The following is a 26,600-nucleotide window of genomic DNA, read 5'->3' as shown; positions in this document are numbered from 1 at the left end:
AGGAGCCCGGGACGGACGCGCGCCGCGCCCCGGCTCCCCGCGATGCGACCCGCGCCCCGGCTCCACGCGATGCGACCCGCGCCGAGGCTCCCCACGCGGCGCCCGCAGGTCACGCGCCGGTACGGCCAGAGGGTGATCCATGGCACGGGCCCGGCCCCCGTCAGGGCTCTGACGTACCGTCCACGACCGGTGCCGGGGGCGCCGCCGAGGGCGGCCCCGGCACCTGGAGCCCCGTGGCCCCGGCATGCTGTCTACCAGCCGCAGTCGGGCACTCCCGCGATCTTCTCGCCGCCCTGGATGTAGATGTTGTTCACCCAGCCGATCGTGCCGCCCGGCAGCTTGAGCAGTGTCCACCAGCGGTTGCGGTACCCGCTGTCGACGATCTCCTCGCCGGGGTGCTGGCACATGCCCTCGGCCGTCGTCCGCGACACCGTGGCGACGATCTTCACGCACGAGGCGCGGGAGGGGTGGTGGACGCAGTCGGCGTCGGCGCCGTCGTAGCGGACGTTCACGTTGGTCGCCCATATGTAGACCGCGGTCGCCGCCGCGGACGCAGGCGACGCGGGCGAGGCGGCCGTCGTCGGGAGATCGGCCTGGGGGGCGGCCGCGGGCGATGCGACGGCCGCGGGCGAGCCCAGGGTCAGAGCTGCCACGACGGCGGCCACGGCGGTCGTTGCCTTGAGAAGACGTCGAGTGTTCACGGGTTCCTCGGTTGTCGTCAGGGGAGCGGATCTAGATGAACTCGCAGTGCACGGTGGCGTCACCGGGCGCGTAGACCGGCGCGCCGGGGACCGGGGAGTTGTTGGAACCACCGCTGGCGTACACCGCGGAGATCCAGCCCAGCGTCCGGCCCGGAGTGATGATCTGCACCCAGTACGTGTTGGTGTAGGCGCCGTCCCTCACCCGCCCGGCCTCCCCACCGTCCATCTGGCAGTACGCCTGGACCCGGACGTTGGTCAGCCGCTCCGTGGTCGCCAGGGAGCAGGTGGCGCGCTGGCAGGTGCGTACCCGCACGTCGGATGCCCACACGTGCACGGATCCGCTCGGCGGATGCGCGGCCGCCGGCTGCGCACCCGCCATCAGGATCGACGCGAGGGCCAGGAGCAGCCCCGCGAGCGACCGCAGGCCGGCGGTACCGAAGCGTCCGCGTCGGCGCGTTGTCGGTGACGTGTGCGTCATGGTGCAAATCCCTTCCGAGGTGTGCCGCGAGCGGCGGGCGCCGCGCGCTTACGACCTCCTGACGGGAACCGGGCACGTCCCGTATGAGCGGGGCGCCGGCTGAATCGGCCCGCGTTCCCACCGCAAGGCGATGCGCGAGGGTGAGGAAGTGCGCATCCTGCGCGGGGATCCGCCCCCGGCCGAGGGCGTGGTCATCGCCGGGCGGGCGCAGGCGCTGTCGGCGGAGCGGCCGTTCGACGTCCCACTGCCCGAGCGGCTCTGCACCGGCTCCGGCACGGGTGGCGACGGCCGTTTCGCCACTGTTCACTCCGATCGCTCTGGGCGCGCTGACCCTGCTCGTCGCCTTTGGGATGGCGCTGGCCGGGGCGCGGGCGTCGACCGTGTTCGTGGTAGTGGGGGTGATCGCCGGGCTGGAGTACCTGATCGGCTGGCTGGCGGTGGCCTCTTCCCGGGCCCGGGACATCCTCCGGGTGGAGTTCGCGTCGGCCGGGGTGCCCACGTCTCTGCGGCTGGTCCGGGGCGCCGGGCCGGATGACTGGCTGCCCGTCAAGACCCTGCGCGAGGTGCGGCTGACGCACAAGGTGGTGGAGCCGTACCAGGGGGACTACAAGCCGGCCGTCTCCACGCTCACGCTGGAACTCGCCCTGCGGGGCGCCCGGGAACAGCTCACGCTCCCGTTCGACGGCGACCCGCGGCGGCTCGCCGACTCGCTGAAGGCCCTGCTCGGCCTGGCTGGGGTCGTGGTGATGCTGCGCACCGAGCGCAGCACGCGCGATCGGCCGCAGCGCAACTTGGGCTGGACGTCGGGTGGTTCGGCCTCGGCTTCGGGTGGCGGCTGACCCCGGGCTGTCCGCGCCGCTCCCTGGTGGGGCGTGTTGAGCCGCCGGGTCGTGGGCCAGGACGAGCGTGGCCGCCGCCCACCCGGGGGTGGCCGGGGAGGCGACCGCGATGGAGACCTCGGCGGTGCTGCGAGCCTGTTCGTGGCGCCCGAGAACGATCGCTGTCTCCGCCTGGAGAAGGCTGTACTCGGCGGCGTCGAATCCGAACCGCCCGGCGGCGAACCCGACGGGGTCGGCTTCGAGTTCCCGGCGGGCCGCGGCGAGCGCGGCGTCGGCTTCCCGTTCCCGTCCGAGTCCGGCGAGCGAGGTCAGCTCCGCCCAGGCGTGTGCCTGCGCCCTGGGCAGGCCGGCGGGAGCGTGGGTGACGGCCCGCTCGGCGTAGGCGAGGGCGGTCTCGTAGCGGTTCTCGGCGCGGGCGACCATGCTCTGCGCGCCGAGAGACCAGGCGGTGAGCCGTCCGTCGGCGGTGCGGGTGCCGTAGGCGGTGGCGAGGTGGGCGCGGGCGCCGGTGCGCAACTCGTGACGGCCAACCGACGTGTCCTGGCGCGAGGCGTGGGCCGACTCAGTTGGGGCGCATCGCCGCACGGCGCTCCGGGCGGTGCGCGTGCGGATGGCGCGGCGCCGCCGAATACCCGCTGGGCTGGGCGACGATCGACGACCGGCCCCTGTACGAGGCGGACATTGATCTGACCGGGCCGCTTGCGGACTGGAACGCCCACCTGTTCCTCGTACGCGACAAGGCAGTACCGCTGCCCGAGCCGCTGGCCGCCTTCTGGGCGACATCACCAAGCAGCTGACCGCCACGGCCGCCGTGACGGACCTCTGACACGCGCTCGGGTACCGGCAGGGGGTTACCAGCGCTCGTACACGGAGATGGGGCGCTCCCTCGCGCCCCATCGGACGGTGATGAGCAGGCCTTTGTGGTGGAGCACGGACACACCGCTCGCGTAGTCGCGGATGCCGCGGTCGTCCTCCTCGTCGCCCGTGGCGGCGTCGAAGACGTAGTAGCGGTCGTCGTACTTGGAGGAGGTGGTGATGACCGTCACCCGGTTGCCCTCCGCGTACAGGTCTTCGAACCCGTCGACGTTGCCGAGGTTCTCGCGCCATCGCTCCTGGCCCGTGGCCAGGTCGAAGGCGACGAGCTGCTTGAGCGTGGACTGGCTGCCCTGGTAGTCGGCAGCCGTGATGACCCGTCCTCCGTCGACGGCTGCCCACTTGAGGTCGCCGTAGGGGCCGGCATTGTCGATGCGGGACTGCGGCTGCCCGTCTGAGCTGAACGTGAGGATGGCCCGTATTCCGCTCTGTTTCCGGTCCTGAACCCAGACCACGGGCGGATCGGCCGACAGGAAGCTCACGCTCGCCTCGGCCACGCCCCGGCGGGCATCGAGGGGCACGATCCATCGCACTTTGCCATCGGCGGGGGCGAACGCGGCGAGTTTCACCTCACCAGTGCAGGAGAGGGCGCCGAGGACATCCCTCGGCCCGGCGACCACCTTGCCTGTGACGCAGCCCTCGGGCACCGCAGCCTGCCAACGCGCGGCGCCCGTCAGCAGATCGAAGGCACGGACGGCGTGGGAGCCGGACGACTGCGCGCCCGTCAGCGGGCTGTCGTCGCCGTCGAGGATCACACCGAGTCCGCCTCCGGAGGTGATGCGGCCGGTAACGGCCGCCTCTGATCCCGGTACGCGGGTGGTCTGCCACAGCTCGCGGCCGGTGCTGACGTCGAGTGCGGCAAGGGTGCCACAGCTGGTGTCTGCGGCAACGCTGGAGTTTTTGGGCCCTGCCTCGCCGTAGGAGATCAGGGCGATCGTACCGTCGGTGTGGCTGATGGTGCAGAGGTCCGCGCGCCCAGGTATCTGGTACTCCCAGCGCTTACGCCCTGTCCGTACGTCGAAGGCCGTGACACCGTCGAAGCGGCTGCGGACGACGCTGTCGCCGACCAGGAAGGCCCCGTTGCCGTGGTCGGAATCGCCGCGCTCGTACGGGGCCTCCCATAGGGGCTTCGCCCCCGGCAGGAGGCTTTGGCCCGGATCCGCTTCCAGCAGGCTGCTGGCTGCGTGCTGGCCCTTGTCGTCTTCGATGCGGCAGCCGACCTGAGTCGGCCATGCTGCCGCGCCGTGGGCAGGCCAGCGCTGCGGCCGCCAGGAGCAGGGAAGCCGGCGCGGACGACAGATCAAGGGCGAGGATCCGGCCGTCCAGATCCAGGGAGTCGGCGGCTTCGACGAGGTACGGAGAGGTGCCCATGTGGATTTCGCCGCCCACGGAATCCGACCAGGGCAGAGCGCGAAACCGACGACGAGATCAGGCCCAGGACGTCACGCCTTGGGAGTCCTAATTCCCTCGATCAGCCGGGCGAGGCTATCGGAACCATGGCCCGCTGCCACCTGGCGGTCGATGAGTTCGGCGATGGGCTTCATGATATCGGTGCCGATTCCCTGGTGCTCACTGATGCGCATGATGTGGTCCAGGCCGCCTTTGTTGAACGCCAGGCTTTGCACGTCGGTGGTGTAGTCACCCTTGTCGATGAACTCCGCCTGACCGGGCAGGAAGGTGGTCATGGCCTTCAGCCACGGAAGGGCGAGTGCCGTGAACTCCTCGGCTGTGACGCCTTGCGTTCCTACGAGCGCGGCACCGTGGAAGAAGCCGGCGAACATTGAGTACATCGACGCCAACAGGCCCGTTTCCAGGAGCGACGCACGGGCGGCGACGTCACCGAGGTACGTCGAGGTGCCCAGCAGTTCGAGCGCTGCCCGGTGCAATTCGAAGACGGCCGACGAACCGGCATACAGCAGCGACGCCTCTTCAGGGTTTCCGATCAGGTCCGGGGTGGCCATGATGGCGCCGCCGAGGAACGCGATGCTCTCCCGGGCCGCCCACGCGGAGGTCTCGTTGGCCTCCGCGGGGGAGAGGCTGGTCAGCATGAGGAGGCTGCGCCCGGCCAGCCGGTCGGTGACAGGGTGCAGGATCTCCTGGGCCGCGTCCCGGTCCAGTACGCAGACGACAACGAGTTCGCCGGCCTCGACCGCCTCGGCGGCGGTCGGGGCGAGGGATGCGCCCTTCGAGGCGAGGACGGCGGCCTTGGAGGCCGTTCGGTTCCAGACGGTCGTGGGGTGCCCGCCCGCGAGGAATGCCCCCGCGATCGCCCGGCCCATCGAGCCGAGGCCGATGACGGTGACAGGTGTGGCCTCAGCGGACCGGGGGGCTTGCTCGTTCATGGTCGTCGTCTCCGTATTCCACATGGTTCGGTCATCGGCCAACCGGGTCGTCCGTCACACGTGGGGGCGACTGTCCCCCCCCCGGGCCTGGAACGATCCGTCATCCGATCTGATGGGTGGTCACGGTGCGTGTACAGGACGTGGCCCTTGCACAAGCAGAGGGCGTTCCCCCGGCGCCCCTCATGATCGGGAGGCGGCTGCTCCGCTCGGCAGCCGGGCCACCGAAACGAGCGGTTGGCTCGGCTGACGCCACCGCGGGTGGACCCGGGCCGAGGGGAACAAGCTGACCGGCCCGGCGCGACCCGGTGGGCTGCGGTTGCTGCGTCAGTGCTCCCAGGCGGCGGCGCCGCGCAGGAGGTGATGGTCCGACATACCCGGAGTGCAGGCTGCGGAGTCACCGCGGACGGTGGTGAACCAGTAGTAGCTCAGGAAGATGTAATCGATCTTCCCAGGCTCGCTGGCCTTGGGCGAACACCCGGGCTCGGCGGTTGCTTCACCGCTACGGCAGCGATCCCCGCTCTGCGGACAGTCGGCTCCGGTGAAGTAGTCCTTGTCGTTCTCGTCGGCTTCCTGAAACACTCCGGTGCCACCACCGTGGGCGTAGAGGGGTGCCATGTCCACGTCCTTGGGGAGCTGGTTGAAGTCACCCGCGAGGACCACCGGGTCGCCACCGTTGGCAAAACCCCTGGTGATGTCGGCAACCTTCTGGATCTGAGCCCTGGGGTTGTTGTGGATCGTCGGGGGCACCTTGGGGTCCGGATCGGCGATCACCTTGTACGAGTAGTCGATGTGTGTGTTGCATGCACGGACTGTGCGCCCTGTGACGGTCGCCCGGGCGCACAGGAGGATACGATCCTCTCCCGGTGTCTCCTCGGGAAGGAAGTTGACGGACCGAGTGCCGTTGTTGATCGTCCCGGGCGCACCCTTGGCGAAGATGGCCAGACCATAACGCGTGTCGTCGCCCCACTTTGCACACCCGCTCGTGGACGGCAGTGTCGCGCCCCAGACCGAGTCGTACTTGTTGCCGGCGGGGCGGTCCTCCAGCGAGTCGCGCAGCAGGGTCCACTGCCCGTAGCACATCTCCTGCAGCATCACCAGATCGGCGTCCCAGCCGTCCATGGCGTTCACGATCTTGTTGCGCCAGGCGTCCTTGGACCCCTCGTACATGGCGCACGCCGCGCCGCAGACGTTGTAGCTGATGAACCTCGGCCTCGGCCAGTTCTGCGCATCGGGAGTGTCGGCCTGTGCGGGACCGGACCCGGAAGCGATCACCAGTCCTATGAGGAGAAACGCTGCGAAGAGCGCTCGGAGTGCCTTGCGCATAATGAACCCTTTCATGATCATTCGGATAAGCACGAACGACTGCCGTATCCCGACAGAGCAGTCGGACCCTCGGTCAGCCGCCGGTGGATCTGTGCGGTGGTCACGGCGGTGTGAGCCCCGGCTCGCGCAACCGTCACTGCGCGACGTCTAAGCCCGGGACCCCGCCGGACCGGTGGTCCGGGCCGGCTGCGGCGCGCCCCGGGAGCCGGGCCCACAGCGCGACGCAGATGAAGACCACCTGCTCGGGAATCCGGAACCACAGCGGCGTCGCCGGTTCCCCGCCGAGCGGGATGTGCTCGACGGCCGCGTGGACGTTGGCCGGGAGCATCAGCACGAACAGCGCGGCGAGGCCGAGCCCGGCCGACCGCCGGGTCCTGTAGAGGACGAGTCCGGCGGCGCCGAGGAGTTCCAGCACACCCGTCGCGTAGACCGCGAGGCGGGGGAGCGGTACGTACGGCGGGACCATGGCTACCAGGTCGTGGTGGCCGGGCACGGGGCCGACGGCGGATGGGAGGAAGTGCGCGCTCGCCGTTAACACCAGCATGACCGCGAGGCCGTGCAGAACGGACACCCGCCAGGTCGCGAACCGTCCGACGCCGAGTGCACCGAGCAGCCGGAACAGCACGGCGGGGACGGTGATGAGCATGAGTGTGCCGAACATGAGAGGAGAGTCCCTTCACTGGTGGTTCCGCCGGTCGCGCTCGGCCGGTGCACATGCCCGGGATGGCAGTACTCCGCGGAAGCGCTCCGGCGGGAGCCGCCGACCGGTCACCCGGGGAGGGGTGATCCCGACCCTGCACGCCCTGATCTCCGTGCGCGGACGGCGCGCGTTGCCCGGCGCGAACACCACGTGGCCCCCCGCCGTAAGGTGCCAGCCGCAGTCCATGAACTCGCCGGACAGCGCGTTTTCCGTCGTCTCGGACACGTCCTCCTCGCACCGTCGCGCCGCGCGGCGAAGTCGTACACCCACCCACGCACCCACAGCGTCGCGGGCGGCGCCTGCGGGCGATGACGCAGACGACGCAGGTCGGGCCGATGCCATCGACAGGACGGTCTGTACGACGGGTTCTTGGGTCACGTAGATCATGCTCGCGGCCGATCCGCCTCCGCCCCAGAGTCAGGATTGACATGCAGAGATACTTTTCTGCCATGAGTCTTCACCGCGTGGTGTGCCTTCTCTTACCACCGCAGTCCACGTTCGAGCTGGCCAGCGCAGCCGAGGTCTTCGGCCTGAACCGGCCCGGTCTGCCTTCCCGCTACACGTTCGACGTCTGCACCGAGCGGCCCGGACCCGTGCCCACGCTGGCCGGCTACGATATGGCGGTCACGCTCGGGTTGTCGGCAGTGCAGCACGCGCAGACGGTTCTCATCCCCGGCTGGGTGGAGCGCGCGAGCCCTCCCTCGACCGGTGTCGTGGACGCGCTACGGCGGGCGCATCGCCGCGGTGCCCGTATCGTCGGGTTGTGCTCCGCCGCCTTTTTGCTCGCCGAGGCCGGACTGCTGGAGGGGCGCAAGGCGACCACTCACTGGCGCTTGGCCGACGAGCTCGCCGCGCGGCACCCCCGGATCCAGGTCGAGCCGGACGTGCTCTACGTCGACCTGGGCGACGTCGCCACGAGTGCGGGCACGGCCGCGGGCATCGACCTGTGCCTGCACCTGATCCGCACGGACCAGGGCGCCGCCTACGCGAACCAAGTCGCCCGGCACATGGTCATGCCACCTCATCGCGAGGGTGGCCAGCTGCAGTACGCCACGCTCCCCCTCACCAACCGGACTCCCGACTCCCTGGCTCCCGTGCTGGATTGGGCTGCCGAGCGTCTGCACGAGCCGCTCTCCGTCGACGACCTCGCCTCGTTCGGTGCCGTCTCCACGCGCACGCTCGCCCGCAGGTTCGCCGAGCAGTTGGGTACGAGCCCTGGCAACTGGCTGCTGCGACAGCGGGTGATGGCGGCCCGGGCCCTCCTGGAGGAAACGGATCTGGCCGTAGAGACCATCGCCACCAGGACCGGCCTGTCCTCGGCCGCCAACCTCCGCCGGCGTTTCCACGCGCTCCTGCACACCACACCCGCCGCCTACCGCCGCTCCTTCCGGCACGACGCGTCGGGAACGCGCACGCCGGGCGCCGAAATGCTCCCCGCCTGACCGAGCCGGCCCTCTCCTGCTAGAGATGGCTCGGCAGCTGACTGCCACGGGCATGGCCGCGTCGTTGGCCGCGCCATTCGGTCGCCTCAAGGTCGTTATGGGTCATGCCCTGTTGTCGCTGGGTGGCTGGAACCGCTACATCCACCAGAATTGAACGCGCTCAATTTGGGGGGATTTTGCAGGAAGGGGGGTTGGGCTGCCGGCCCGACGGTGTGTCGTGGTCGGCGTTCGCGGTGATAGTCGCGGGTCTGGTGGGGACGTTCGTCTGGGCCGACACCTCTGTGCTGGTGCCGGAGTTCGGTGGGATGTTCACGCCGGTGTGCGTGGCGCTCCTCGGCACTGTTCTGGCATGCATGCCGCTCGTGGTTGCCGTGCAGCTGCGGCGCCGGCCGCGTAACAGTGCGGCTGTGTGGTGGGCCGGGGTTTCGGCGGCCCTCGTGCCGGCGTTCCTACCTCGACCGGCGGCCCCCGCGCCGCACCGGCTCCTCGACGCCCGGGGCTGCGGCATGACGACGCGGTGTCGTGCCGCGGGCCGGATCGTGGGGCGGCCGGTGCCTGTGCGGCCGCGCGCCGTGACTCATGCAGCCGTGGTGCGGAACATGCTGGGGCTGAGGCCCTTGTGGCGTTTGAAGGCGGTGCTGAAGCCGAAGGCGTCGGCGTAGCCGACGGTCTTGGCGATCTGGGCGATGCTGAGGTCGGTGTCGGCCAGGAGCGCCTCGGCGTCGTCCATGCGGCACTCGGTGAGGTAGGCGAGGGGCGGCCGGCCCATCAGCTCGGTGAAGCGGCGCGCGAACAGGGCCCGGGAGACGCCGGCCTGAGCGGCCAGCGACGCCACCGTCCAACTCTCGGCGGGCCGCCCGTGGAAGGCGTGCAAGGCAGGGGCGAGGACCGGGTCGGCGAGGCCGCGGTACCAGCCGGGTGCCTCCGCGCCCGCCCGGTCGAACCAGGTGCGCAGTGTGCACACCAGAGCCCAGTCGAGGAGTCGGTCCATCAGCGCCTGCGAACCGGCGGAGAGCCGGGCGGCGTCGGCGGCGGAGCTCTCCAGCCAGGCGCAGACCTCGGCGTCCTCGGCGATGACCAGGACGGGCGGCAGGGCGCGCAGGAGCCGTTCGTGGCGGTGCCCCGAGGCGCGGTAGGCGCCCACGATCAGCGCGGTCGCTCCTTCCGGGCCGGTGCCCCACTGGATGCCGTCGAGTTCCTGCCCGGTGCAAGCGGCGTCCGGGGCGAAGCAGTTGATCTCGTACGCGGTGTGGGGGCGGTGGACGGTGGACGGCTCGTCCGCGAGGCGGAACCGTGCCGGGCCCCGGACGACGGCCGTGTCGCCCGCGCAGATCGCCCGCTCGGTGCCGTCGGACAGCAGCAGTGTGCCGCCTCCGCGCAGCACGCTGACCATCGTGAGCGGTGCGGCGTCGGCGAAGGTGATGCTCCAGGGCGCCGTCAGGACGGCATGACTGACGACCGAGCCCTCGGCCCGGATACCGCTCAGCAGTGAACTCAGAGGATCCACAGCGCAATCGTAGACGATCTCCTATGCCCTGGAGAGTTTCTCCCATGGATCATCCACGGTGCCGCGGTTGTACTGGACTCACCGCACAGATCGAATCCCCGGGAGACACCGTGCCGCAGCACAGCAGTGACACCAGGACGGCCCTCGTGGTCGTCGCGCACCACCGCAGCGATTCCCTCACCGCCCACACCGCCCGCCGCGCGGCGGCCCGACTCGAGGCCGCCGGATACCGCATCGACCTGCTCGACCTGCACGCCGAGGGGTTCGACCCGCGGATGAACGTGGAGGACCAGCCGGACTGGGGCAACCGCGAGAAGCCGTACTCGGACGAGACGCACGCCCACATGCGGCGGATCCTCGACGCCGATGTCGTCGTCGCCGTCTTCCCCGTGTACTGGCAGAGCGTGCCCGCCGTCCTCAAGGGATGGATCGACCGTGTATGGAACTACGGGTTCGCCTACGGCCGCAGCAAGCCCCGCCTGGCGGGCAAGCGCATGCTGTGGCTGGCCCTGGCCGGCGCCACCGCCGACGATCCCGTCGCCGAGTCGATGCAGTCCGTCCTCGAAGCCAACCTGAGCGACGGGATCGCCTACTACTGCGGCTTCTCCCGCTCCACCGTAGGCCTGCTCCTGGACGCGGAGGAGCGACCGCAACGCATCGACGCCGAGGGCAATCTGCTGGTCGGCGAAGCCGTCGCCGGCGCCGAGCGGGAGGCGCAGTACGCCGATTTCGACCGCCGGGCACGCAAGCTCGTCGAGGAGTTCCTCGCGGACGAACCCGTCGCTGTCTGACGCCCTCCCCCCGGATCCCGCGGGCTGGCACAGCGGCCGTCCCTGCGGGACGGGGGCCCGCCTCGCACCGGCGGATGCGCGGGGGGTGATCCGGCCGTCTGCCGGTCGAGCGCTGCGCCGCCGGGGGATCCGGCGCCGTACGGGGCCCTGCCGCAGCACGTGCGTTACGCGGGTTCAGGCCGCCGCCGGCCCGGACCGTGAGGCCGCCGCACACGAGCCGGTGGCCGTCTGATCGACTCCCCGTCAGTCGCCCGCGGCTGAGCCCCGGTTCTGGACGTGCTACCGCTCGCGGACGGCCCGGCCGGCCTCGGCGGGGAAGCGGCCGGCCGGGACGACGGCCGGGATCTGCCGGTCCTGAAGGTGACCACCTCCAGGACCGGCAGGTCGATTCGGAGGTGACGCCGGGCCGGCAGCCCCATGTGCATTGCGCACACAGAGCGCTTAACCGGCCGTTCTACGGAAGGCGACGGCTCATGGCGGGGCGGGGTCGGCAGTGAGCCGGCCGAGGTCCGCAAGGAAGAGTGGCGAAGACCTTGCGGTCCTCCCTGCGAGCCGAGCCGCGTCGGGCCGAAGCTCCGTATACGTCGCCCGGACCTCCGGCGCCCGGGGCGCCGCCACCGTCCGACATTCCCCGGCGCCGCTGACAGCGCCGCCGCAGACCTTTCCGCGGGGCTGTTCGAGGCGGCCGGCTCCGGTCGCACCGCGGACCGCGTGGCACCGGTCGCAAGGACGCTGCCCGTGCACGTACCGGCGCAGCGCAGGCCCGGCCCGCATGACCGAATTCCACCTCACCGGGCCGTTGGCCGAATGTGGAGCCGCAGTGTTGTCGATGAATCGGCGTCGGGACATGATCACTTCTCGCACGACCTGACTGTCCATTTGAGGACCGCGCAGGTGCAGTGAAATCCCGGCCGGTTCCGGTCCCTTGCCGCGCCCGGACGCATCAAGTCATGGGCGGGAGTCGGCAGCGCGAACCGGATTCCGGGGCTTTTCTCCCGCCGCACAGACGCTCGCGCTCCCTCATTTCACTTTTCAACGAAAGGAATTCCAGGCTTTCATGTACAAACGTTCAGGGTTACTCGCTCTCACCACCGCAGGCATCGTGCTGTGCACCGCTGGTCTCGCGCCGTCCGTCAGTCAGGCAGCCGGCGGTACCGGCGACGGCAAGGGTTCCTATGCCGACGCGAACGGCCTGACAGCGGACGACATACGACTCATCAACGCGCTGAACGAAAAGGCCCTGGACCTGGGCCGATCGGCCAAGCCCCCCGGCGGGGACCTGCCGAGCGCCACCGAATCCCTCAGGGCCTCCACCGCCGTGGGCGACAGGGTGACACCGCCCGCCGAGCCACTGGAGCGCATGCCCGACGCGTACCGCGCCCATGGAGGCAGGGCCACCACCGGCATCAGCAACTACATACGCAAGTGGCAGCAGGTCTACAGCCACCGCGACGGCCGAGTGCGGCAGATGACGGAACAGCAGCGGGAGCAGCTGTCCTACGGGTGCGTCGGCGTCACCTGGGTGAATTCAGGTCCCTACCCGACGAACAAACTGGCCTTTGCGTCCTTCGACGAGGAGAAGCACAGGCATGCGCTGGAGAACACCAGCCCACGGCCGGGCGAGACGCGGGCGGAGTTCGAGGGGCGCATCGCCAAGCAGAGCTTTGACGAGGCAAAGGGCTTCAACCGGGCCCGGGATGTGGCATCCGTCATGAACAAGGCACTGGAAAGCGCCCATGACGAGAGTGCCTACCTGACCAACCTCAAGGCAGAGCTCACCAAGAACGGCGACGCTCTCGCCGCCGAGGACAGCCGTTCACCCTTCTACGCGGCCCTGAGGAACACGCCTTCCTTCAAGGACAGGAACGGGGGCAACCACGACCCGTCCAAGATGAAGGCGGTCATCTACTCGAAACACTTCTGGAGCGGGCAGGACCCCCGAAGCTCCTCCGACAAGCGGAAGTACGGCGACCCCGACGCCTTCCGCCCCCACCAGAACACAGGCCTCGTCGACATGTCGAAGGACCGCAACACCTCCCGCAGCCCCGCGAAGCCCGGCGAAAGCTATGTCAACTTCGACTACGGCTGGTTCGGGGACCAGAAGGAAACAAACCCTGACGACACCATATGGACCCACGCCAACCACTACCACTCGCCGGAAGGCGGCATGGGGCCCATGCAGGTGTACGAGAGCAAGTTCCGCAACTGGTCCTCCGGATACACGGACTTCGACCGCGGAACCTACGTCGTCACGTTCATACCGAAGAGCTGGAACACCGCACCCGCCAAGGTGAAGCAGGGCTGGCCGTAACAACCCGCCCCTTCACGAGCGGGATTGAGTGCAACCGACGTCGGACGCAGCTCGGGCCGCTCCTCGGCGCTGTCGAACGGCAGTCCTCGACACCCGCCTCGGGTGCGCCCCGCGCAGTCACTCGGCCGTCGGCCAACGTCGGTGCCGCCGCAGGGGGTGGCCGCGCTGTTGGCGCAACTGCGCAGCCGCGCCTCGTGGAAGCCGTTCCCAGGAGCCCCTGGACGGCCACGGCCTCCGACCGGCGGGACGCCCCGAGGGGCGCGAGCGCCCCTCGGCCGCCGTCGGTGTCACCGCCTCATTCCGGTGCGGGTTTCGTGTGATCGAGCCGATTGACACGCGCCACGTTCTCCCGGTCCTCGGCGTCCGCGCTCGCCTCGGCGGCGAACCAGGCGTCGAGGATCTCCTTGAGCAGCGGCTGCGAGGTCAGGCGCAGGCTGAGGGCGAGCACGTTGGCGTCGTTCCAGCGGCGCGCACCGTCCGCCGTGTAGGCATCGGTGCACAGGGCCGCGCGTACGCCGGGGACCTTGTTCGCTGCGATCGACGCGCCCGTACCGGTCCAGCAGCATACGACCGCCTGGTCGGCGTTCCCGGCGGCGACCTCGCGGGCCGCAGCCTCCGAGCAGGCCGCCCATTGCGGATCATCGCCGGGGCTGAGGGCCCCGTACGCCATCACGTCGTGTCCGCGCTCGCGTAGCTGCCCGAGAAGTGCGCGAGCCACGGGTTCGTCCATGTCCGAGGAAACAGCGATCCGCATGCCCCGAGACTACCCAGCCGTTTGCGCGACACCGCTGAAGCAGCCCGGCCGGGCCAGACGCAGCGCTCCGGCCAGATCATCCGCAGCGGCACGACCGGCGGCGCCCAGCGCCCCCTGCACATTGGAGGCCGACGGTGAGTCCCGCCCGCGAAACCGACGACGTCCTCTTGGCTTCGATGCGGAAGCTATTGCCGCACAGATCCTCGCCCGGACCCCCCGCCGGTACCGGCACAGGGCCGTGAACGATCCCACCAAGCTGTATGCGGGGGACTACCGGCATGTCGCCGGGCTGGGCTGGTACTGCTGAGACGCGTGTCGGCAACAGCGACAACAGCGACAACCCTCAGCGCAGCCCCGCCGGCGGTCTCCTCACTGAGGAGGAGACCGGACCGGGCCGCAGGTCCCGGACCAGGGGTGGACGGGACCGGGGTCCTCGTGCCCTTGGGCGATGCGCCGTACCAGGCGGGTTCCTAGCCTCGGGGCATGCGATCACACGAAGCGGACGATGCTCAAGGAGACCCCGTTACCACTGTCAGCCCCGCCGCACGCCGCGCCTTGGCCGTGGGCCTCACCCTCGCCGCCTGCCTCACGTCCTTTCCGGTCCTGGCCACGGCCGCCGAGACCCCCGCCCAGGACAGCTCCAGGGCTGGACTGGACCGGTACTACCGCCAGCACCTCGGCTGGGGCAGCTGCATCGAGGGGCCCGACGACACCATGGGCCGCGATCTGGACCAGGCAGGCGTGCAGTGCGCGGACGTGACCGTGCCCCTGGACTACGCCGACCCCCGGGGGCGCACGATCACCGTGGCGATCTCCCGGCTCAAGGCCACCGACACCCGCCACCGCATCGGCGCGATCCTCCTCAACAACGGCGGTCCGGGCGGTCCCGCGCTCCAGTCCCCGCCGCAGGCCCGTGCGTCGATGAAGGAGGTCGGCGCGCGCTACGACATCATCGGCTTCGACCCACGCTTCATCGGGCGCAGCACCGCGCTGGACTGCGGCTTGCCCGTCGGCATGACCTGGCTGTCCGCCGGCACCGGCCGGGCGGGCTTCGACCGCCAGGTCGCCCTGCAGAAGAGCTTCGCCGACAAGTGCCGGGCCACCGACGCCGCGGTGCTCCCGCACATCACCACCCGCAACACGGCCCGCGACATGGATGTCATCCGCGGCACCCTCGGCGAACGGAAGATCTCCTACCTGGGCTACTCGTACGGCACCTACCTGGGCACGGTCTACACGCAGATGTTCCCCGGCCGCCACGACCGGATGGTGCTGGACGGGGCGATCAACCCGAGCGACTACCGCCCCCGGCTGTTGAAGGGCACCGAGCGCGAGAACGAGAAGGCGCTGTCCGACTGGGCAGCCTGGGCCGCGGAGCACCACGCCACATACGGCCTCGGCCGCAGCCGCGCCGAGGTACTCGCCGCCGTCGACCGCATCGCCGCGGCGGCCGCGCGCGGTCCGCTGACCATCGGCGCCGGCGCCGATGCCTTCCGGATCGACGACAGCCAGGTGCCGCTCCTCCTCTTCTCGGGCATCGCGGACGACACCGCCCCGGCGCGGGCGTCGTTCGGCGAGCTGGTTTCCGTACTGGCCGAAGCCGCGGAGGGCCGGCCGACGACGGTGCCGCCGATGCTCGTCCCGGAGCTCCGGTACGTGCTGCGCGGTGAGGGCGAGCCCACCGGCGCGCAGTCCGCCGTCATCTGCGGGGACGTGGCCACCGCGCGCGATCCCGAGGTCTACTGGCGGGACATCGAGCGCAACCGCACCGCGCACCCGCTGTTCGGCGCTCTGACCAACAACATCAACCCGTGCGCCTTCTGGGACTCGCCGCGCGAAGAGCCCACCCGGGTGCGGCGCGATGCCCCTGCCCTGATCGTCGCCGCCACCGGTGACCCGCGTACGACGTACAAGGGAAGTGTCGAGCTGCACAAGCAGCTGCCGAGCTCCAGGCTGGTCACCCTCGAGGGCGCCAACCGGCACGCCCTCTACGGGCACTACGGCAACGCGTGCGTGGACGACCAGGTCAACCGGTACCTGGCCACCGGCAAGCTGCCGGCGAGGGACCAAACCTGCGTCAAGCAGGCGGGATAGCGGCCCGCGGTTCACGCACCGTCTGACCCTTCTCGGCCCTGCCCGGCGGCGGCGAACGCATCAGAGCCTGTTCCGGACTTCGGCCGCGTAAGCAGGAGGAGCCAGAGAGCCTGGTGTCGCTCAAGGGTGCGTTCAGGCCCCGGGACCGGCTCCGAGGCTGCGCCGCGGAGACTTGGAGCCGGGCTTCGTACGCGGGGTCGGCCGCTGGGGAATTTCCTCGGCGGCCCGCTCAGCGGCGGTACGGCCACGAACCGCACGCACCTCTTGGCCGTCGAGGGGGTCCGGTCCGTGCCCGAGAGGGCGGCGCATGATGCTCACGAGGGCAGTCTCGCAGCCCCGGCTGACGGCCCGTCGGCCCGGGGTCGCGGACTGCTCGGAGCGTCGATCGTGGAAGGCGAGGCGATCCGTCGTTCTCCGGCTGTCGGCACCCGCTTCCTGCTCCACTGGGGCGAGCGCAATTTCCCGCAAGCTGAGCGGACAACGGCGCTGGGGGATGGACGGGCCGCTCGCACCTTCGGGCACCCGCCCGCCGGCCCGCTCTCAGCAGCGACCCCGATGGCCCTCACCATGGCGATCCTCGATGACCCGAACGGGCACCACACCCTCGTGCTGCTGCTGTCCGCCCTGTCGTCGACGAGCACCGCCCACATCCGGCTCCGGCAGCACGCTTCCCACTGCTTGCCCACGATGACCGTGGTGCTCCGCGGGGTCTGCCTTCTTTCCCCAGCCGGCCACCCACCGGGGCAGACTCGACCCCTGCACCATCCCCGCAGTCCTGCCTGAGCACTGGACCACCCCGCTCGACGAGCTCGACGCACCGAGCCGATCACTGTGGCGGGACGCGACGATCCAACACGCCGTGGCGTACCACGATGCCCTTCACCGCGTCGCCGAGATCGCTATCGCCGACAGCGAAGGCGACCCGCGAGGTGCCTCGCCCAGGTGACGGGGCCCATGATGGGGCGGTATTGCCCCAGTCAGCCTCGGCTCTGAGGACGAGGGTTGCCCGAACCATTTCAGTTGGCCGACGGCGCTGCATAGGGCCAACCACTGCACGCGGAGGCATGCGGCAAGATGCGGCGCATGACCCTCTCATCGCGTTTCACCCTGCCGGGCCAGGTCCGAGCTGTGGCCGCGGCAGATCCCTCCGGACCGCTGACCGTGACCAGCTACGGTGCGGATCCCCTGACGACCGTCATCACGAGGGTCGATCTCTCTGGCAAGGTGGCGTGGCAGCGGAGCTACCCAGGGACAGGCAGGCCGCAATCCCGTCTGTCCACGGACGGCATACTGTGGGTCGCCTACCCGGATAGCGGCGGTCGGCTCCTGGAAGGTGTTCTGCCGGACGGATCCACTGGGCCCTCCACCCGCCCGGAGCGCCACCTGGACGAGGAGGTCGGGGCATTCGTCCTCCTCGACGACGGGTTCGTCATCTCCTGGGTCAGCGCTTCCCGCCTGGTCCGTGGAGAACGAAGCCGGTCCACGTCTGTACCGGAGCCTCGCGTGGCCCGGTACACGCGCGAAGGCGAGTGCCTCTGGTCCACACCGATCGTGCTCGGTGCGGTGTCGTTCCCGGGTGTGGTGGAGATGGGAGACCGGACCGGATGGGAGATCCAACCGCGTAGACCTTGGGTCCCGGAGGAGATCGGCGTAGACCACTGGGAGCCCCTGCTCGTCTCGGCAGACCGGATCGCAGCCAGCTTCACCGACACACGGGGCGGCATCGGGCGGACGTTCTTCCTCAATCTGGAGAGCGGCGAGACCATTTCGGCCACCTCTCCCGCTCCCACCGGCAGAAAGGCGATAGCGGGACCTGGCCAGTTCCTGATCGGATCCCAGGGCTACGGCGCGTTCATGACCAGTCTCTACGGCCGCGACGGCGCTGAAACCGCGAGCTGGGCCAGCCAGGGGGCCATGCTCGTCGACAGGAACGGCAGCGTCAGCGGGCCCGAGCTCGAAAATCACCTGCCGTCGAGATCACGCTTCCGGCGGCTCACACCGGACAACACCCTCGTGGACGGGCCTGCGCTGACGGGCTACTACACGTCCCACCCCGCGATGGACTGCGAGGGAACCACGGTGTTCTGGCGCGACGGCAAGCTGCTCGCCGTGGACGCGGACCTCGCCGGACACGAACTGTTCGCCATGGACGACAGCCGCACCGTCATCGGTCGTGCGCTACTGCTAAGCGAAGGCAGCGTTGCCGTCTCCCTGGACAACGAGGTCCTGGTTTTCCGTACACCGCTGGGGCCCCTGGCAGAGGGTCCCTGGCCGTGCGGGGAAGGGAACCTCCAGGGCAATCCTCTGCTGAGCTGAAACGCTGACGTTGCGCCGGCGGAGTCTGAGTCCGAGGGACCCCGAGGGCCCCCGCAGGAAGCGTCCCTATGGGGTCTGCGGACCGGATAAGCCAGGGTCTCGACCGGTCCGCGTACGCACGCGCGCGGAATGTAGATGCTGGCTCCTGGCCTGCGCAGGCAGGATCTCTCCATGTCGACCGATGTCAGCGGAATGATCGAATGCAGGCCGGGGGCCCGCCTATGGGGACCCGACGACGAGGACTCCGTGTGGGAGGTCGGCATCGATCTCTTGCTCCTCAACAGAGGCAACGCCTACGACGGCCTGGCCTGCCTCTTCGGAATCCGAAACTCCTACGCCTTTCGTCCCCTGGCCGAAGATCGTGGCTTCCCGGACGACGCCTCGGACGGGCTGCGCAGCGTGGTCGCCGGCTACGGCGGCCCCCACGATGTGCAGGGGACCACCTGGCTTTCCTGGGCCGAGCTGGAGAACGCGGACTGGCAGGAAACCAACGCCTCAGGCACACGAACCCGCGCCTCAGCCGCAGGGGGCGACACCGACTGGGGCCGGGTCTGGAACGTCATGAGCATCCTCAGCGAAGTCCACGGAGCGGAGAACGTACGCCTCGTCGTTTGGTTCCACTGATCCATGGCCGCCTGCGCGTCAGTCTTGGCCCGTGCGCCTCATCGCCCGGTACTGCGGTGGGACCAACATCGAAAGCGAGTGTTACGACGCTGATGGACGGAGCCTGACGCTGGACGAGGTCATCGAAGACTTCGCACACTTGGCCTCGTACGAGGAGTTCCTGACGGTGTTCGGCCAGCCTGATCAGCATAGGGCGATCTCATGAGTTACGAGACCTACTACTGGGGCGCCCGGAAGCATGTGACGTGGGACGTCTGGGAGGACCGGGTGAGCTTCATCAACCTGGGCGACTTCGAGGGGAACAGTCCCTCGCAATGAACTCTTCGACCCGCGCGATCCTCGGCGAAGCCCTCGACCCGGCGCTGGTGAGCGGTGTAGTTGGTCAAGCGGGCCGACTGCACCGCTCTGTCACAGCCGGCCGGGGTGAACGGCAGGGACGCGGTGGCGGTGCAGGCGGTGGGGTTCGGCGCTGCTCGGAGGCTGTCAAGCCACGGGTTCCAGCGGCATGACGTGACGGGGGCGGCCGGGCGCAATGGAAGAGCAGCCGAAACGGCTCGCCCACCCTCCCGGCACAAGGAGCACACCCTGATGAACGGCCACCCCGCCCGGCGTCTCGTCCTGCTCACCGCATCGGCCGCCCTGGCCCTGGGGACCGTTTCCGTGTCCTCCCACGCCTTCGCCGCGCCCCCTGCGGCCGCCGCCCCGTCGCCACAGCCCCCCGCGGAGATGTCGGCGGCCGCGGAGCTGTACCTGACCCGCGTCCTGGACCTGCTCCAGGACAACTCGATGGACACCAAGAAGGTCGACTGGCCGGAAGTGCGGCGTCGGGCGTTCGCCGAAGCCGCGGGCGCCAAGACCACCGCCGACACCTACGACGCGATCGACCTCGCCGTCGCAGCCGTCGACAACCCGCACACCGTCTTCCTGCGGCCCGCCCAGGCGGCCGAATTCAACCCGTCCCCCGAGGCAGAGGCACCCGACACCGGGGTACCACCGCCGGTGCCCCGCGGCCGTCTCGTCGGACAGGAGGTCGGCTATGTGTCGCTGCCGACCACCGACAGGATCCCGGGCTATGCCAAGGCCGGCGCCCAGGTGGTTCGCACGCTCGACGCGTCGCGACCCTGCGGGTGGATCGTCGACCTGCGCGCGGACAGCGGCGGAGCCATCTGGCCCAAGCTCGACGTCCTGGCGCCGCTGGTGGGGGACGGGCGCCTCGGCGCCTTCGTGGACGCGGACGGCAACCAGGCCGCGTGGGCGCTGGACAAGGGGCGGCTGTCCGTCGGCGGCAAGGTCATCCCCAAGGACCTCCCGCCGAGCATCGAAACGGGCCAGGACGGCGTCGAGGACTACGTGACGCACAACGCCTACGTACTTAAACGGCCCCGGCCGCCGGTCGCCGTCCTGACGGGCCCCAGAACCGCGAGCGCCGGCGAAGCCGCCCTGATCGCCTTCCGCGGCCGACCGGAGAGCCGGAGCTTCGGACTCCCCACGGCCGGGCTGGCGACGGGAAACGCGGCCTACCCGCTTCACGACGGCGCACTCCTGCTCATCACCTCAGCCGCCGACATGGACCGGACCGGCCGCCGGTACGTCAATGCCCCCATCGCGCCCGACGTCCGCGTGGCCTTCACCGACCGCGACATGCGCTGGGGTGCCGATGACCCGGTGATCGACGAGGCCCGCGAGTGGCTGGAGTCCCGGCCCGCGTGCAGGCAGTGACCGGCGGCGACGACAAGGCAACAGCATCCCGTGGGCGCCCGCGGAGGCCCTCCCGGCATGATCGGCAGGGCGCCACCCTAGGGTGGCGGGGTGACGAGCGAGGATGTGGGCATGAGTGACGACGACCGGGTGCTGTACGGGTGCATGGGCCTTGGCGGGAGCTGGGATCCGCAGCCGTACGGACCCGGCGACATCGATGCCGCCGAGGCGGCCGTCGAGGCGGCTCTCGACAGCGGGATCACCGTCTTCGACCACGCCGACATCTACCGGCACGGCAAGTCCGAGGCCGTGTTCGGCGAGGTCCTCGCGCGGACGCCCGGACTGCGCGACCGCATCACGCTCCAGACCAAGTGCGGAATCCGGCTCGGCGACGAGGACCGCCCGGGCATGTACGACCTGCGTGCGGAGACCGTCACACGACGCGTGGAGGAGAGCCTCACCCGGCTGCGGACCGACGTGATCGACGTCCTGCTGCTGCACCGCCCCGACCCCCTGGCGGACGTGGACGCACTCGCCTCCGCGCTGACCTCCCTGCACCGGCAGGGCCTCGTACGGCGCTTCGGCGTGTCCAACATGGGTGCCGCCCAGATCGCCCACCTCCAGGCCCGGCTGGCGCAGCCGCTCGTGGCCAACCAGTTGGAGATGAGCCTGCACAGCCGCGACTGGGTGGAGGCCGGGGTCCTGCTCAACACCCCCGCCCGCACCGCCAACGGCTTCCCCTTCGGCACCCTGGAACACTGCCGCGACCACGGCATCCGTCTCCAGGCCTGGGGCGCGCTGGCCCAAGGACGCTTCACCGGCCGCCAGCAGACGCCGGCCGAGCGGGCCACCGCCGATCTGCTGGCCGAGCTGGCCCGGCGCAAGGGCACGACGCCCGAAACCGTCCTGCTGTGGTGGCTGATGCGGCACCCGGCGCGGATCGCACCGGTCATCGGCACCGCCCGCCCCGACCGGATCCGGGCCTGCCGCGACGCGGCCCGGCGCGAACCCGACCTCACGCACGAGGAGTGGTACGAGCTCTGGGTCACGGCCCGCGGCGTCCCCCTGCCGTAGGGGCGGAACACCGGCAGACCGGCGCCTCGGTGAGGGGGTCGGCCGTAAACCGGCGCCTCCGTGGCGGGCCGGGCGGCAAACCGGCGCCTCCGTGGTGGGACCGGCCGTAAACCGGTGCCTCCAAGGCGGGGCCGGCCGTAAACCGGCGCCTCCGTGAGGGGGGTTGGCCCCACCACGGTCCGACCGGGCTGCCGGATGGGGCCCCGGCGCGTGCTCCACGAGGCTTGCGCCATGACGACCTACCCGAAGCAGGCCCTGCTCCTCGCCCTCGCCGCCGCCACCGTGGCGGCGGGTCTCACGGCGACCGCCGCCCCGGCCGTCGCCCGGCCCGCCGCGACCGCGGTCCCGCGGCTCGACTGGAAGCCCTGCGCCACACCCGGCGGACCCGCCGCCCAGGAGTGCGCGGTCCTGCCCGTCCCGCTCGACTACGACGACCCCGACGGCCGGCAGATCCACGTCGCCGTGTCCCGCGTCCTCAGCGACCGCCCCGCGGCCCGCCGCGGCACGCTCGCCGTGATCCCCGGCGGCCCGGGCGGATCCGGCGTGCAGCGCCTGGCACAGAAGGGCGCAGCCCTCCAGCGGGAGCTGGCCGGCGCCTACGACCTCGTCGCCTTCGACCCGCGCGGGGTGGGCGCCAGCACCACCGCCCGCTGCGGCCTCGCCCCCGAGGACCGGTACCTGACCAGCCTGCGGTCCTGGCCGGGCCCGGACGGGGAGATCACGGACAACACCGCCCGCTCCCGCCGCACCGCCGAGGCCTGCGCCCGCAACGGGGGTCCCGAACTGCGCAGCTTCACCACCGCCAACCAGGTCCGGGACCTGGACCGCCTCCGTGAGGCCCTCGGCGAGCGCAGACTCTCCGCCTGGGGTACCTCGTACGGGGCGTACGTGGCGGCCCAGTACGCGCAGAAGTTCCCGCGGCGCACCGACCGCTGGGTCCTCGACAGCACGGGCGACCCCGACCCGCAGCGGGTCGCCCGCGGCTGGCTGGCGAACATGTCGCGGGGCGCCGACGAGCGCTTCCCCGACTTCGCGGCCTGGGCGGCCCACCCCGACCGGGACCGGGACGGCCTGCGGCTGGCCGCACGGCCCGAAGAGGTCGAACCGCTCGTCGTGGCGCTCGCGGCCCGGCTCGACCGGGAACCGCGCCCCTCGACCACGCCCGGCGTGCCCCTGACCGGCAACGGGCTCCGCCAGGCCGTCCAGAACGCCCTCTACGGCGACACCGCCTTTCCCGGCCTCGCCCGACTGGTCACGACCGCCCAGGACCCGGCGGGAACCCCCGCGCTCCCGCCCGAGCTCGCGCAGCCCCTCCGTGACGAGGACGCCGCGGTCATGATCGGCGTCATCTGCAACGACGCGGCCTGGCCGCACGCGTCCGCGGACGCCTACCGGTCCGCGGTGCGCAAGGACCGCGCCCGGTACCCGCTCACGGCCGGCATGCCCGTCAACGTGCTGCCCTGCTCCTTCTGGAAGACCGCCCCCGAGGACGCGCCCACCCGCATCACCGACAGGGGGCCGTCCAACATCCTCATGGTCCAAAGCCGCCGGGATCCGGCGACGCCACTGTTCGGAGCCCTGGAGATGCGCGAGGCCCTCGGCGGCCGCGCCCGCATGGTGACCGTCGAGCAGGGCGGGCACGGGCTCTACCTCGGCAACGGCAACGCGTGCGGCGACCGTGCCGTCACCGACTTCCTCACCACCGGCCGGCGTCCCACCGAAGACACGCACTGCGCGAACTGAGCCCGCGGCCGCCCGCCGCCGCCCGCCGCCGCCCCGCGCCCGGAGGTCGTCATCACGGCGACGCAGCGCAACCCGTACGACGTCCTCCCCCTCCAGGGTGACGGCCGGCGGGGCCGTCCGCCGCCGGGAGGGCACCGGATTCCCGGTCGCCGCAAGGGATCCTGCCGGCGTGGCGGCCGTTCGGGGCGCCTGCCCGTTCCCGTCGCGCCGAGCCCAGGTCACGCAATATCCATCCGTACTTGTGGGTACTGCGGCCGAATGGCGCCGGATTTGATAGTTCTGGACAGGTCCGGTGTTGGAAACCTGCGGAAGGACTGGGCATGTTCGATCTGCTACGCCCGGAAACCGTCATCTGCCCCTTCTGCAAGGCCACCGCCGCCGACGGCGCGGTGCGCACGCTGCGGACGGGGGCGGGCTCCCTCTCGGTGACCTGGCACGCCCTGAACTGCCCGCACTACGCGGCCGACCGGATCCTCGCCGAGAAGGAGGGCTGAGGGCCCGCACCCCGGACCGCGTCACACCGCCGTGCCGGCCTGCGCACCGCGCGCCTCGGCCTCCCGCGCGGCCCGTCGCCGCAGCGCGTCCTCGTCGGTGTCCGCGTCGTACGAGATCAGCTTCGGCAGCAGCGCGGCGAGCACCGCCACCGAGGCGACACAGGCCAGACCGCCGCTCCAGAAGGCCGGCCGGGTCCCGGTCCAGCCGGCCATGCTGCCCGCCCGGACCTGGCCGAGCTGCGGACCCACGCTGTACGAGAGCACCTCGATGCCCGCGAGCCGGCCGCGCAGCTCCTCGGGGATCGTCTGGTTCCAGATCGTGGCGCGGCCCAGCCCGCTCAGCATGTCGGCGGCGCCCGCCACCGCGAGGCAGGCCAGCACCAGCCAGATGCCGGGCGCCACGCCGGCCGCCGCGATCGCCAGGCCCCACACCGTCGCACCGCACACCACCAGCAGCCCGTGCCGGCGCACCCGGGACACCCAGCCGCTCGTCAGCCCCAGCAGCATCGAGCCCACCGCCCCCGCCGCGTACATCAGACCGAGCGCCCACACCGCGTCCAGCTCGTCCGCGAGGAACGGGAAGATCGTGTTCGGGAAGGCGAAGAGCATCGCCGCGAGGTCCACGGCGTACGTCCCCAGCAGCACCGGCCGGCTCCAGGCATAGCGGGCTCCTTCGGCGATCCCGCGCAGCGACGGACGCTCGGCGCCCTCGGCGGGCGGAGCCGGGCTCAGCCGTGAGCACAGCACGACCGATCCGAGGAAGCCCGCCACGGTGACGGCATAGGCCGGGGCGTGACCGGCGTAGGCGACGACCAGGCCGGCCAGCGCCGGGCCGACGATCGCGCCGAACTGGTAGCGCAGCCCGTTCAGCGCGGCCGCCGCGGTCAGCTGGTCGTGCGGCACGATCCGCGCCATCAGTGAGTCCAGCGCCGGCCGCTGCAGCCCGGCCAGCGCCGACACGCCCGCCGCGACCACGTACAGCGGCCACAGCAGCGGATCCGGCAGCAGCGCGTTCACCAGCAGCACCAGGGCCAGCACCCCGAGCGCCGCCTCGGTCAGCAGGATCATCCGCCGCCGGTCGACCGCGTCCGCGAGCGCGCCGCCGTACAGCCCGAAGACCACCAGCGGGACCAGCTCCACCGCGCCCATCGCGCCGACGGCCAGCGGCGAGTCCGTCAGATGCTTGATCTGCAGCGGCAGCGCGATCATCGCCATGAAGGACCCGAAGTACGTCACCGTCCCCTGGTAGAACAGCAGCCGGAAGTCACGGCTGGAACGCCACGGGGCGAGGTCGGGCAGTACGGCGGTCCATCGGGAGGAAAGGCTCACGGCAGGCCATCGTGCGCGGCCGCCCCCGACACCGGCAAAGGGTTTTCTCCGGCCCCCTGCCCGGAGGCGCCGGCCCCTGCCGGGCTCGTGCCGTCCCCTGCCGGACATCCGCCCCCGTCAGCCGTCACCCGCCCCCCGCCGGCCGCCCCGGACGGGCGAATCCGGGGCGCGGCGCGTGGCATCGCGGGTCCGCCGTGGCACCCATGGACCATGCCGCCGGTGTCACCGTTCCTGCGTACGGCCGCGTCCTACGCCTGGCGCCTGCTGGTCGTCGGCGCCGCCGTCTACGTGGTCTTCGCCCTGCTCGGCCGCTTCCACGAGATCGCCGTCGCGGTCTTCCTCGGTCTCGTCGTCACCGCGCTGCTGTGGGCGCCGACCCGGTACCTGGGCCGGGCAGTGCCCCGGACGGCCGCCGTCGCCCTCACCCTCATGGGCAGCGCCCTGCTCCTGCTGGGCGTGCTGACCCTGGTCGGGGAGGCGGTGGCGGGGGAGAGCACGACCCTGGCGGGGGAGTTCCGCGAGGGTCTGGCCAGCATCGAGGCGTGGCTCGAGAAACCACCCTTCCGGCTGAACCCGGAGGCGCTCTCCGATGTCCAGTCCCGGATCGGCCAGTACCTCTCCAGCCACCGTTCCACGGTGCTCAGCCAGGCGGTCAGCGGAGCCGGGCGGCTCGTGCACGTCCTGACCGTCCTCGCCCTCGCGCTCTTCTGCTCGTTCTTCTTCCTCCACGGCGGCGACCGGCAGTGGGCGTGGTTCTGCGACCAGCTGCCCGAGACGGCGCGCGGGCGCGTGACGATCGCCGGGCGCGCGGGCTGGCGCACCTTCACCGGATACACCCACGGGATCGTGGTGGTCGCGGCGACGAACGCGATCCTCGTCGGGCTGGCCCTGTACTTCCTCGGGGTCCCGCTGGCCGTCCCGCTGGCGCTGCTGGAGTTCTTCGCGGCCTTCATCCCCCTCATCGGGTCGCCGGTCGCCCTGGCGGTCGCCGCGGTCGTCGCGCTCGCCGCGAAGGGGCCGCTGGTCGCGGGGATCGTCGTCGCCCTGATCGTGGTCATCGGCCAGATCGAGGGGCACCTGCTGCATCCGCTCGTCATGAGCCGGGCGGTCCGCCTCCATCCGCTGGTCGTGGCGATCTCGGTGGTCGCCGGTGCGATCGCCGCCGGC

General features: G+C 71.1%; 23 protein-coding genes. 14 read left to right on the top strand and 9 right to left on the bottom strand.

From position 1 onward, the window contains the following. Positions 1-251: 251 nt before the first annotated feature. Positions 252-701 (bottom strand): peptidase M23, encoded by a 450-nt coding sequence (locus AVW11_RS37340; RefSeq protein ID WP_158076117.1) that lies wholly within the window; start codon positions 699-701, stop codon positions 252-254. A gap of 31 nt (positions 702-732) precedes the next feature. After that, complete coding sequence (locus AVW11_RS04260) at positions 733-1,179, bottom strand: hypothetical protein (RefSeq protein ID WP_060179658.1); 447 nt, start codon at positions 1,177-1,179, stop codon at positions 733-735. Positions 1,180-1,559: 380 nt separating this feature from the next. Here AVW11_RS04260 and AVW11_RS04255 point away from each other — a divergent pair, with 380 nt between their 5' ends. Together AVW11_RS04255 and AVW11_RS04250 are read left to right on the top strand one after the other, a co-directional pair. Further along, on the top strand, positions 1,560-2,018 hold the full coding sequence (locus AVW11_RS04255) for a hypothetical protein (protein ID WP_240528125.1): 459 nt from the start codon (positions 1,560-1,562) through the stop codon (positions 2,016-2,018). 566 nt (positions 2,019-2,584) lie between these two features. Continuing rightward, the gene (locus AVW11_RS04250) at positions 2,585-2,815 is read left to right on the top strand and encodes a hypothetical protein (protein WP_060179657.1); all 231 of its coding nucleotides are present in this window, start codon (positions 2,585-2,587) and stop codon (positions 2,813-2,815) included. 54 nt (positions 2,816-2,869) lie between these two features. Here AVW11_RS04250 and AVW11_RS04245 read toward each other — a convergent pair whose 3' ends face one another. The 4 genes from AVW11_RS04245 to AVW11_RS04230 all read right to left on the bottom strand — a co-directional run bounded on the left by AVW11_RS04245 (position 2,870) and on the right by AVW11_RS04230 (position 7,217). After that, positions 2,870-4,195, bottom strand: coding sequence for an outer membrane protein assembly factor BamB family protein (locus AVW11_RS04245; protein ID WP_076043287.1), 1,326 nt, complete (start codon positions 4,193-4,195; stop codon positions 2,870-2,872). 138 nt (positions 4,196-4,333) lie between these two features. Next, positions 4,334-5,275 (bottom strand): NAD(P)-dependent oxidoreductase, encoded by a 942-nt coding sequence (locus tag AVW11_RS04240; protein ID WP_240528124.1) that lies wholly within the window; start codon positions 5,273-5,275, stop codon positions 4,334-4,336. A 282-nt stretch (positions 5,276-5,557) separates the two neighbouring features. Further along, entirely contained in the window at positions 5,558-6,556 is a 999-nt protein-coding gene (locus tag AVW11_RS04235) for an endonuclease/exonuclease/phosphatase family protein (RefSeq protein WP_158076116.1), read from the bottom strand. Positions 6,557-6,689: 133 nt separating this feature from the next. Then, complete coding sequence (locus AVW11_RS04230) at positions 6,690-7,217, bottom strand: DoxX family protein (RefSeq protein WP_076043286.1); 528 nt, start codon at positions 7,215-7,217, stop codon at positions 6,690-6,692. 488 nt (positions 7,218-7,705) lie between these two features. Here AVW11_RS04230 and AVW11_RS04225 point away from each other — a divergent pair, with 488 nt between their 5' ends. After that, positions 7,706-8,698, top strand: a complete 993-nt coding sequence (locus AVW11_RS04225) for a GlxA family transcriptional regulator (RefSeq protein ID WP_076043353.1) — start codon at positions 7,706-7,708, stop codon at positions 8,696-8,698. Positions 8,699-9,275: 577 nt separating this feature from the next. Here the strand turns inward: AVW11_RS04225 and AVW11_RS04220 are convergent. Next, positions 9,276-10,205 (bottom strand): AraC family transcriptional regulator, encoded by a 930-nt coding sequence (locus AVW11_RS04220; RefSeq protein WP_076043285.1) that lies wholly within the window; start codon positions 10,203-10,205, stop codon positions 9,276-9,278. A 110-nt stretch (positions 10,206-10,315) separates the two neighbouring features. On the opposite strand from AVW11_RS04220, the gene AVW11_RS04215 reads away from it, so the two are divergent. Next, entirely contained in the window at positions 10,316-10,996 is a 681-nt protein-coding gene (locus tag AVW11_RS04215; RefSeq protein WP_076043284.1) for an NAD(P)H oxidoreductase, read from the top strand. Between the two features lie 1,057 nt (positions 10,997-12,053). Continuing rightward, entirely contained in the window at positions 12,054-13,307 is a 1,254-nt protein-coding gene (locus AVW11_RS04210) for a protein-glutamine gamma-glutamyltransferase (RefSeq protein WP_076043283.1), read from the top strand. A 295-nt stretch (positions 13,308-13,602) separates the two neighbouring features. On the opposite strand, the gene AVW11_RS04205 is transcribed toward AVW11_RS04210, so the two are convergent. Beyond that, a complete protein-coding gene (locus tag AVW11_RS04205) occupies positions 13,603-14,061 on the bottom strand; it encodes an RpiB/LacA/LacB family sugar-phosphate isomerase (RefSeq protein WP_076043282.1) in 459 nt (152 codons plus the stop codon). Between the two features lie 483 nt (positions 14,062-14,544). On the opposite strand from AVW11_RS04205, the gene AVW11_RS04200 reads away from it, so the two are divergent. The 8 genes from AVW11_RS04200 to AVW11_RS37330 all read left to right on the top strand — a co-directional run bounded on the left by AVW11_RS04200 (position 14,545) and on the right by AVW11_RS37330 (position 24,104). Further along, a complete protein-coding gene (locus tag AVW11_RS04200) occupies positions 14,545-16,155 on the top strand; it encodes an alpha/beta hydrolase (protein ID WP_076043281.1) in 1,611 nt (536 codons plus the stop codon). Positions 16,156-17,238: 1,083 nt separating this feature from the next. Then, positions 17,239-18,471, top strand: coding sequence for a hypothetical protein (locus AVW11_RS04190; RefSeq protein ID WP_079250515.1), 1,233 nt, complete (start codon positions 17,239-17,241; stop codon positions 18,469-18,471). A 171-nt stretch (positions 18,472-18,642) separates the two neighbouring features. Further along, positions 18,643-19,095, top strand: coding sequence for a hypothetical protein (locus AVW11_RS04185; RefSeq protein ID WP_076043351.1), 453 nt, complete (start codon positions 18,643-18,645; stop codon positions 19,093-19,095). Positions 19,096-19,126: 31 nt separating this feature from the next. After that, a complete protein-coding gene (locus AVW11_RS37335) occupies positions 19,127-19,300 on the top strand; it encodes a hypothetical protein (RefSeq protein WP_158076115.1) in 174 nt (57 codons plus the stop codon). A gap of 383 nt (positions 19,301-19,683) precedes the next feature. After that, complete coding sequence (locus tag AVW11_RS04180) at positions 19,684-20,814, top strand: S41 family peptidase (protein WP_079250507.1); 1,131 nt, start codon at positions 19,684-19,686, stop codon at positions 20,812-20,814. 111 nt (positions 20,815-20,925) lie between these two features. Further along, on the top strand, positions 20,926-21,867 hold the full coding sequence (locus tag AVW11_RS04175; RefSeq protein ID WP_225884561.1) for an aldo/keto reductase: 942 nt from the start codon (positions 20,926-20,928) through the stop codon (positions 21,865-21,867). A gap of 231 nt (positions 21,868-22,098) precedes the next feature. Then, positions 22,099-23,610 (top strand): alpha/beta hydrolase, encoded by a 1,512-nt coding sequence (locus AVW11_RS04170; protein ID WP_076043279.1) that lies wholly within the window; start codon positions 22,099-22,101, stop codon positions 23,608-23,610. Positions 23,611-23,930: 320 nt separating this feature from the next. Further along, positions 23,931-24,104 carry a hypothetical protein gene (locus AVW11_RS37330; RefSeq protein ID WP_158076114.1) on the top strand — a complete coding sequence of 58 codons (174 nt, stop codon included), beginning with the start codon at positions 23,931-23,933 and terminating at the stop codon, positions 24,102-24,104. Between the two features lie 21 nt (positions 24,105-24,125). Here the strand turns inward: AVW11_RS37330 and AVW11_RS04165 are convergent, their stop codons facing one another. Further along, positions 24,126-25,433 carry an MFS transporter gene (locus AVW11_RS04165; protein WP_076043278.1) on the bottom strand — a complete coding sequence of 436 codons (1,308 nt, stop codon included), beginning with the start codon at positions 25,431-25,433 and terminating at the stop codon, positions 24,126-24,128. 210 nt (positions 25,434-25,643) lie between these two features. Between AVW11_RS04165 and AVW11_RS04160 the strand changes: the two genes are divergently transcribed. Then, positions 25,644-26,600: AI-2E family transporter (locus AVW11_RS04160; RefSeq protein ID WP_076043277.1), on the top strand; the 957-nt coding region annotated here is incomplete at its 3' end.

Source organism: Streptomyces amritsarensis (genome assembly GCF_001953875.1).
Classification (GTDB): Bacteria; Actinomycetota; Actinomycetes; order Streptomycetales; family Streptomycetaceae; genus Streptomyces; species Streptomyces amritsarensis.
Note: the sequence above shows the minus strand (reverse complement) of the source record. Positions and strands in the feature narration are given on the sequence as shown.